At 73.0% G+C, this 1,786-nt stretch carries 1 protein-coding gene and 1 pseudogene; one reads left to right on the plus strand and one right to left on the minus strand.

Annotated elements, in window-relative coordinates:
• Positions 1 to 130 (plus strand): annotated as a pseudogene (locus tag FV230_RS31100) (amidase); the annotation flags it as partial.
• Between the two features lie 42 nt (positions 131 to 172).
• Here FV230_RS31100 and FV230_RS30125 read toward each other — a convergent pair.
• Positions 173 to 1,786: fused MFS/spermidine synthase (locus tag FV230_RS30125; RefSeq protein WP_187275657.1), on the minus strand; the 1,614-nt coding region annotated here is incomplete at its 5' end.

Below are 1,786 nucleotides of genomic sequence, written 5' to 3' on the forward strand. Positions count from 1 at the left end.
CTGCGCCCGCACCGGGCTGACCCGCAACCAGGCCTACATGCTGTGCTCGCTCGCCGGAAACCTGCGCATCACCCAGACGGTCGACGGCAACAAGGGCGTCCACATGCTCATGCCCAAGACCGCCCTGTGAGCGTTGCCCGGTGCGCGCGCCGGCGCCGATCGATAAACCCGGTCAGCGCCCGGGCGTGGGCGTGGCGTCGCCGCGCGGGCGCATCATGTCGATGAAGGCCTCCAGCACGTTGGCGTAGTCGTCCGTCCAGGGCCGCCGCGTCATGTCGGGGACGACGGGCGTCCAGCCGAGCCGCGCGGCCTCCCGCCGGATCGCCGCATCGCGCGTTGCGATCACCACCATCGCCGGAGCGCGGAAACGCCGTTCGATCGGCTCGACGATCGGGTCGATGCGCTGGAGAAGCGCGAGGCCCTGTTCCGCCGCGGCACGGGCGAGCGCCGGCCGCAGGTCGAAATGCTGGTTGGAGATGTGGAGCGCCAGAACCCCCTGCGCGTCGAGGCGGTCGCGGTAGAGCGCCAGGGCCTCGCCGGTGAGCAGGTGCATCGGGATCGCGTCCGAGGAGAACGCGTCGACGATCAGCACGCGGGTCGGCTCGGTCGCGCGGGCCAGGGTCAGGCGGGCGTCGCCCTGGACGATGCGGGCCGACGGCGCGCAGGCGGAGAGGAAGCGGAACAGGCTCGGATCGTGCGCGATCGTGACGACCACCGGATCGATCTCGTAGAATGTCCAGGCTTCCCCGGCCCGCGCCTGGCAGGCGAGGCTGCCGGCCCCGAGCCCGACCACCGAGACCCGCGGCACCGGCCCGTAGGCGCGGCGGGCGACCTCGAGGACGTCGGCGATGGCGTTGCCGGTGGCGTAGTAGGTCGTCGGCTCCGGCGGCCCGAGAACCGGGCTGCCGTCGTCCTCGCGGATGCGCATGGCGCCGTGCAGGGTCGTGCCGTGCGAGAGCAGGCGGAAGCGTCCCTGCGGATCGGTCTCGATGCGGTGGACCCCGAAGAAGCTGCGGCGGCTCTCGATGTCCTGGATCGTCAGATGCGGCATCGCCAGCACCAGCCCGCAGAACAGGGCGGCAAAGCCGAAGGCCGCCTGCGGTGCGCGCCAGTTCAGCAGCAGGACTGTCATCATCGCGCCCGCTGCAGCGCGCGGCGCCGCGTCGGGAGCGTAGCGAACGAGGATGGCGAGCCCGACCAGCCCGGCAAGCGTCCCGACAAGGCGACGCATCGCCACGATGCCGACGGGGCGGACGCGGACGAAGACGCCGGGACGGCAGGCGAGCGCCGCCACCAGCAGGATCGGATATTCGGCGATCGTCGCAAACAGCCGCGGCGCGACCAGCGCTGCGAACAGGCCACCGAGCATCCCGCCGAGCGAGGTGCAGAGATAGAACTCGGTCAGCCGGCCCGGCTCGGGGCGCAGGCAGAAGACGGCGCGGTGGGCGACGAGGCCGGCGACGAAGCAGAGGCCGAGGCTGAGCGGCAGGTCGACGGCGAAGGGCAGCCGGCCGACCACGGCCGCGCCGAGGGCGATCGCGGTCCCCCAAGCCTGCGCGGCGGCCAGGGGACGGTCCGGCCAGGACGCGAGCGGGCGGAAGGCGATCACGAAGGTCAGGAGGTAGAGCGCCAGCGGCAGCACCCACATCAGCGGGATGGCGGCCACATCCGTGGTGATGTGCGCCGTCACGGCGACGAGCAGGCCGGAGGGGACGGCCGACAGGCCGATCCAGGCGCCGCGCCGCGCCAGGCTCGGAGCCGCGTGCGCCGTGCCGGTCGTCCGCGC

The sequence above is a fragment of the Methylobacterium sp. WL6 genome, from assembly GCF_008040095.1.
Lineage (GTDB): Bacteria > Pseudomonadota > Alphaproteobacteria > Rhizobiales > Beijerinckiaceae > Methylobacterium.